The organism is Mesorhizobium sp. M2A.F.Ca.ET.067.02.1.1, from assembly GCF_004023285.1.
Lineage (GTDB): Bacteria > Pseudomonadota > Alphaproteobacteria > Rhizobiales > Rhizobiaceae > Mesorhizobium.
On record NZ_RZSB01000428.1, the window covers coordinates 1 to 5220 of the forward strand.

5 protein-coding genes are annotated in these 5220 nt (G+C 65.1%); 2 read left to right on the forward strand and 3 right to left on the reverse strand.

The window, feature by feature from the left end; genetic code table 11:
• A partial coding sequence (locus tag EOA28_RS24070) for a TIGR02302 family protein (protein ID WP_128315352.1) occupies positions 1 to 1751 on the forward strand: 1751 nt, incomplete at its 5' end.
• A 264-nt stretch (positions 1752 to 2015) separates the two neighbouring features.
• On the opposite strand, the gene EOA28_RS24080 is transcribed toward EOA28_RS24070, so the two are convergent.
• On the reverse strand, positions 2016 to 2894 hold the full coding sequence (locus EOA28_RS24080; RefSeq protein WP_127252571.1) for a LysR substrate-binding domain-containing protein: 879 nt from the start codon (positions 2892 to 2894) through the stop codon (positions 2016 to 2018).
• A gap of 389 nt (positions 2895 to 3283) precedes the next feature.
• Between EOA28_RS24080 and EOA28_RS24085 the strand changes: the two genes are divergently transcribed.
• Complete coding sequence (locus EOA28_RS24085; RefSeq protein WP_042643825.1) at positions 3284 to 4237, forward strand: DMT family transporter; 954 nt, start codon at positions 3284 to 3286, stop codon at positions 4235 to 4237.
• On the opposite strand, the gene EOA28_RS24090 is transcribed toward EOA28_RS24085, so the two are convergent.
• The gene (locus tag EOA28_RS24090; RefSeq protein WP_127252570.1) at positions 4220 to 4591 is read right to left on the reverse strand and encodes a response regulator; all 372 of its coding nucleotides are present in this window, start codon (positions 4589 to 4591) and stop codon (positions 4220 to 4222) included. The genes EOA28_RS24085 and EOA28_RS24090 overlap by 18 nt on opposite strands.
• An 82-nt stretch (positions 4592 to 4673) precedes the next feature.
• Positions 4674 to 5216, reverse strand: a complete 543-nt coding sequence (hpt, locus tag EOA28_RS24095; protein ID WP_128315353.1) for a hypoxanthine phosphoribosyltransferase — start codon at positions 5214 to 5216, stop codon at positions 4674 to 4676.
• Between the last annotated feature and the right edge of the window lie 4 nt (positions 5217 to 5220).

Here is a 5220-nt window from a genome sequence, read left to right on the forward strand (position 1 = left end):
GCCAGTTCTCCGGCACGCTGGATACCAACGGCACGCTGACGCTGAAATCCGCCGAAAGCGATCTCGGCCACTGGGCCTTTGCCGTCATTCCCGACAAGCCGCCGGCGATCCGCTTCGTCGGCGAGCCGAAGCGCGCCGTCAACGGCTCCATGGAGCTGAACTACGAGATCGATGACGATTACGGCGCAGCCTCGGCCAGGGCCGTTTTCGAGCTGTCGGACCCGCCGGCCGCCAATGCGCATCCGCTCTACGGCCCGCCGGACCTGCCGCTGACCCTGCCGCGCCGCGGCGGCAAGACGAACGCGGCCAAGACGACCAAGGACCTGACCGAGCATGTCTGGGCCGGCAGCGGCATCAAGCTGACGCTGAGCGTCACCGACGATGCCGGCCACACCGCGACCAGCGAAACCAAGACGCTTGTGATGCCGGAGCGGCCCTTCGCCAACCCGCTGGCCCGCGCGGTGATCGAGCAGCGCCGGCTGTTGGCGCTGGATACCAACGCCAAGCCGCGCGTTCTCGACCTGATGGACGCGATCACGCTGCGGCCCGAGGACACGTTCGACAACATGTCGAACTATCTCGCCATCATGAGCGCAAGGAGCCGTCTGAAGCTCGCCGAGAGCGACGACCAGTTGCGCAACATCGTCTCCTATCTCTGGGAGATCGCGCTCGGCATCGAGGAAGGCAATCTCTCGGCCGCCGAGCGGCGGCTGCGCCAGGCGCAGCAGGCCTTGCAGGACGCCATCAAGAACGGCGCCAGCGATCAGGAGATCGAGAAGGCGATGAAGGAACTGCGCGAGGCGATGAACCAGTTCCTGCAGGAATTCGCCCAGCGCGCGCAGCAGAACCCGAACGCGCCGCAGATGCAGCAGAACGGCCGCGAGCTGCGCCAGAGCGACATCGACCGCATGATGGACCAGATCGAGAACCTGGCCAAATCCGGCGATCGCGACAAGGCGCAGCAGCTTCTCTCCGAACTGCAGGACATGATGAACAACCTGCAGGCCGGCCGCCAGCAGCAGGGCGGCGAACAGGATAGCGAGCTGCGCCAGCAGATGGACAAGCTCGGCGACATCATGCGCCGCCAGCAGGAGATGATGAACGACACCTTCCGCCTGGACCAGATGCAGCGCGGTTCGCGCGACAATGGCGAACAACAGTTCGGCGAGGACGGCGAGCAGCAGCAGGGCCAGGACGAGCAGAGGCCCGGCCCCGGCCAGGACCGCGATCCGCTGGGACGGCCGAAAATGTCGCCGAAGGATTTCGCCGATGCGCTAAAGCAATTGCAGGAAGGCCAGGGCCAGTTGCAGAGCGAGCTCGACCAGCTGAAGAAAGGGCTCGAAGGCATGGGCATGGAGCCCAATGAGGGTTTTGGCGAAGCCGGCAAGTCGATGGGCGACGCCGAGCAATCGCTCGGCCAGGGCGACGGCGACCAGGCCGTTGGCCACCAGGGCCGCGCGTTGGAAGCGCTGCGCCGCGGCGCCAAGGACATGATGAAGCAGATGCAGGCCATGCAGGGTGACCAGGGCGGCAGCGAGCAGGGCGGTCGCGAGCAGAATGCCGACCGTGACCCGCTGGGACGGCCGCGCGCCACCAATGGCCCCGATGACGGCACTTCGGTCAAGGTTCCCGACGAGATCGACGTCCAGCGCGCCCGCCAGATCCTCGACGCGATCCGCAAGCGGCTCGGCAATGCGCTCAGCCCCGACATCGAGCGCAGCTATCTCGAACGGCTGCTGGAGCTGAAGTAGCTTCTGCCTCACAGCTGTTAGACTGGATGTGACGGCCCTTGCCCACTTTTGGGATGCTGGCGGGACAGCGCCCCCCTCTGTCCTGCCGGACATCTCCCCCACTTGGGGGAGATCGGATGTCGTCACCGCTTTCGCCAATCGCCAGCGCCGCAATCACCAACACCGCAGGAAAAGGGCGGTCGCGGGAACTGGCAATCTCCCCCCTTGTGGGGGAGATGTCCGGTAGGACAGAGGGGGGCGCGAAGGATCGCTGTGCGTCGGTATCTATGCCGCAGGCGCGACCTGCCTTGTCAGCATGAAGGCGTCGCGGATCGCGTTTTCCATGCCGTCGATCGCCTCGCCGGTCGCGAGCGGATTGCGATGCAGGACGACGTTTGACGAATCGATGTCGCCAAAGCCGTCGGCGGCCGTCAGTTCCCGGCAATCGGGCGGAATGTTGCTGCGCGAGATGGGCGCGATCGCCAGGCCGGAAGTCACCGCGAGCGTCAGGCCGCCATTGGTGTCGCTGGTGTAAGCGACGCGGTAATCGAGGCCGCGCTGCTGAAGCGACTTGATGGCGAAGTCGCGGCACCAGCCGTTGCGGCTGTAGAGCGCGATCGGCACCGGCCGCTCCTCATGCATGCGGTGCAGCGTCGAGGTCACCCAGACCGTCGGGTCGTGCATCAGCACCTCGCCGCCGGAAGAGCCCTCCCATTCGAACACCACGGCGAGATCGAGCTCGCCGGCCGCGAGCGCCCTCACCTGCGAATCCGAATGCGCGTAGCGCACCGTGACCTCGACGCGCGGATGGCGCTTGGCGAATTCGCCCAGCGCCCGCGACAGGATCGAGCGGCCATATTCGGCCGGGATGCCGATGCGCACCAGCCCGCCAAGCGGCGGCGCCACCAGCGAGGCAGCCGTTTCGTCGAGCAGCGAGACGATCCGGCGCGCATTGGCGATCAACTCGCCGCCGCGGCGCGTCAGCGCCACGCCGCGCGAGCCGCGCTCGAACAGATTGTCGCCGACCATGTCCTCCAGCTTCTTCATCTGCATGGACACGGCCGATTGCGTGCGCCCGGCTTTCTCCGCCGCGCGCGTGAAATTGCCGGTTTCGGCCACCGCCACGAAGGTGCGCAGGAGGTCGCTGTCGAGGACTGGTCTCATCGAAAACCGCCATAAGCAAATCTGATTGCTGGCATCATTTCAATTCGCTTGCAACATGTCAAACGCCGCAGGATAGTTCCCATACCCATTGTATATGCGGTCGCGAGTCGGCCGCGGACAATCGAAGAGTCCTCACTCGTACCCGCTGCCCGAAACGGTAGCGGGTTCTTTTTAAGAGCATGATCCCGAGCCGAAGGACCGCGTCAGCGGAAAGTGGGAACCGGTTTTCGGGCGAGATCATGCTCAAACAACAAGAGTTGGAGCAGAATGACGGTTCAACGAAGCGTCATCCTGCTCTAGGAGCAATTCCAGGAAAAGTGCTTGCGGTTTTCCGTCCGGAATTGCGTGAAATGAATATCGATGCGGCTCGCGGGGGGGGGCCGAGACTGATGCGGAACCGGTTGGTGCTTGGCATTCTGAGCCTCTGCCTCGGCGTGCTGGTCTTTTCTCTGCAGGATCCGCTGGTGAAGGCGGTGTCGGGCGGCTATCCGGTGACCGAGGTGATGGCGATCCGCGCCATCGTCGCGCTGCCGATCCTGATCGTCATCGTCCAGGCCGATGTCGGCCTGAAGGCGGTGCTGTCCAAGCGCTTCGGCCTGCTGACGCTGCGCGCCTTCATCCAGTTCTCGTCCTATACGGTCTATTATCTCGCGATCGCTGCCTTGCCCCTGGCAGACGCGGTGGCGCTCTATTTCATGGCGCCGCTGTTCATCATGGCGATGGCCGGCCCCTATCTCGGCGAGCGCGTCTCGTGGAAGACGCTGGCGACGGTGCTGATCGGCCTTGTCGGCGTGCTGGTGATGGTGCGTCCGGGCGCCGGCGTGTTCGACTGGGCGGCGCTGCTGTCGCTGGGCTCGGCCTTCCTATACGGCTTTTCGCAGTTGATGGCGCGCCGCATCGGCGACACCGAATCATCGACCGTGATGGCCTTCTACCAGAACGGCGCCTATCTCAGCGGCGCCGTCGCGGTTGCGACCGTCTTCCATCTCGCCGGCATCACCCATGCGGCGCATCCGAGCGTCGAATTCCTGGTGCGGCCATGGGTGTGGCCGACGATGCCTGATTTCCTGAAGATGGCCGCTTGCGGCTTCGTCGCTTCCGCCGGCATGATCCTGCTGTCGCAGGCCTACCGCATGGCGCCGGCCAACCGCGTCGCCACCTTCGAATACACCGGCATCCTGTGGTCGCCGCTGTGGGGTTTCCTGTTCTTCGCCGAAGTGCCGCGCGAGACGACCGTGCTCGGCGCGGCGCTGATCATCGGCGCCGGCCTGCTTGCGCTCAACGGCGAGCGCCGGCGAAGCGCAGCACCCGCGGCCGGTGCGGTCTCAAGCGAAGCAGCTTAACGCCTTGCCGACGCGGGCGCGGATCTCGGCAAGCGTGAACGGCTTCTGCACGACGTCGAGGATGATGCCGTTGAGCTCCTCGGCGCGCTCGCGCTGGTCGGCATAGCCGGTCATCAGCATGATCCGCAGCGTCGGGAACTCTCTTGCGGCGGCAGTCGCCATCTCGATGCCGTCCATCTCCGGCATACGGATGTCGGACACCACCAGATCGTAGCCGCCGCGGGCCTGCCGGATCGCGTCCAGCCCTTGCGACCCATCGGGGGCGACGGTGACATCATGGCCGTCGCGCTCCAGCGCGCGGGCGGCGAGGGTGCGGACGGACTCATCGTCCTCGACGATCAGAAGCTTTGCCATGCCGAGATAGATGCCGCCGAAACGTTGACGTTTTCTGAAAATTCTAACGATCAGCGGCTTTTCGGGGCGAAACGGGGGCTCTTCAGGCGTCGCCCTTCACCACCCCGACAAACGGCAGTTCGCGAAACGCGTGGGCGACATCCATGCCGTAGCCGACCACGAAATAGTCCGGGCAGTCGAAGCCGACATAGTCGGCGTTGAGCGCGGTCTGACGGCGCATGCGCTTGTCGAGCAGCACCGCGATGGCGCAGCTCTTGGCGCCGCGCGAAAGCATCAGGTCGCGGGTGTAGGAAAGCGTCTTGCCGGATTCCAGTATGTCGTCGATCAGAAGCACGTCGCGGCCGGCGACCTCGTTGTCGATGTCGCGCAGCACCCTGACCTCGCCGCTCGTGGTGCCGGCGCCATAGCTCGAGATGAAGATGAACTCGACTTCCGGCGACAGGCCGACATCATGCATGGCGCGGATGAGATCGGCGGCGAAGACGAACGAGCCCTTGAGGATCGAGATCACCAAGAGGTCGTGATAGTCGCGCCCGGCGATTTCCTTGGCGAGCTCGAGATTGCGGCGGGCGATCGCCGACGCCGGAAAAAGGACCCCGATGTCCTTGCCGCGCACAAACGGCATTCTT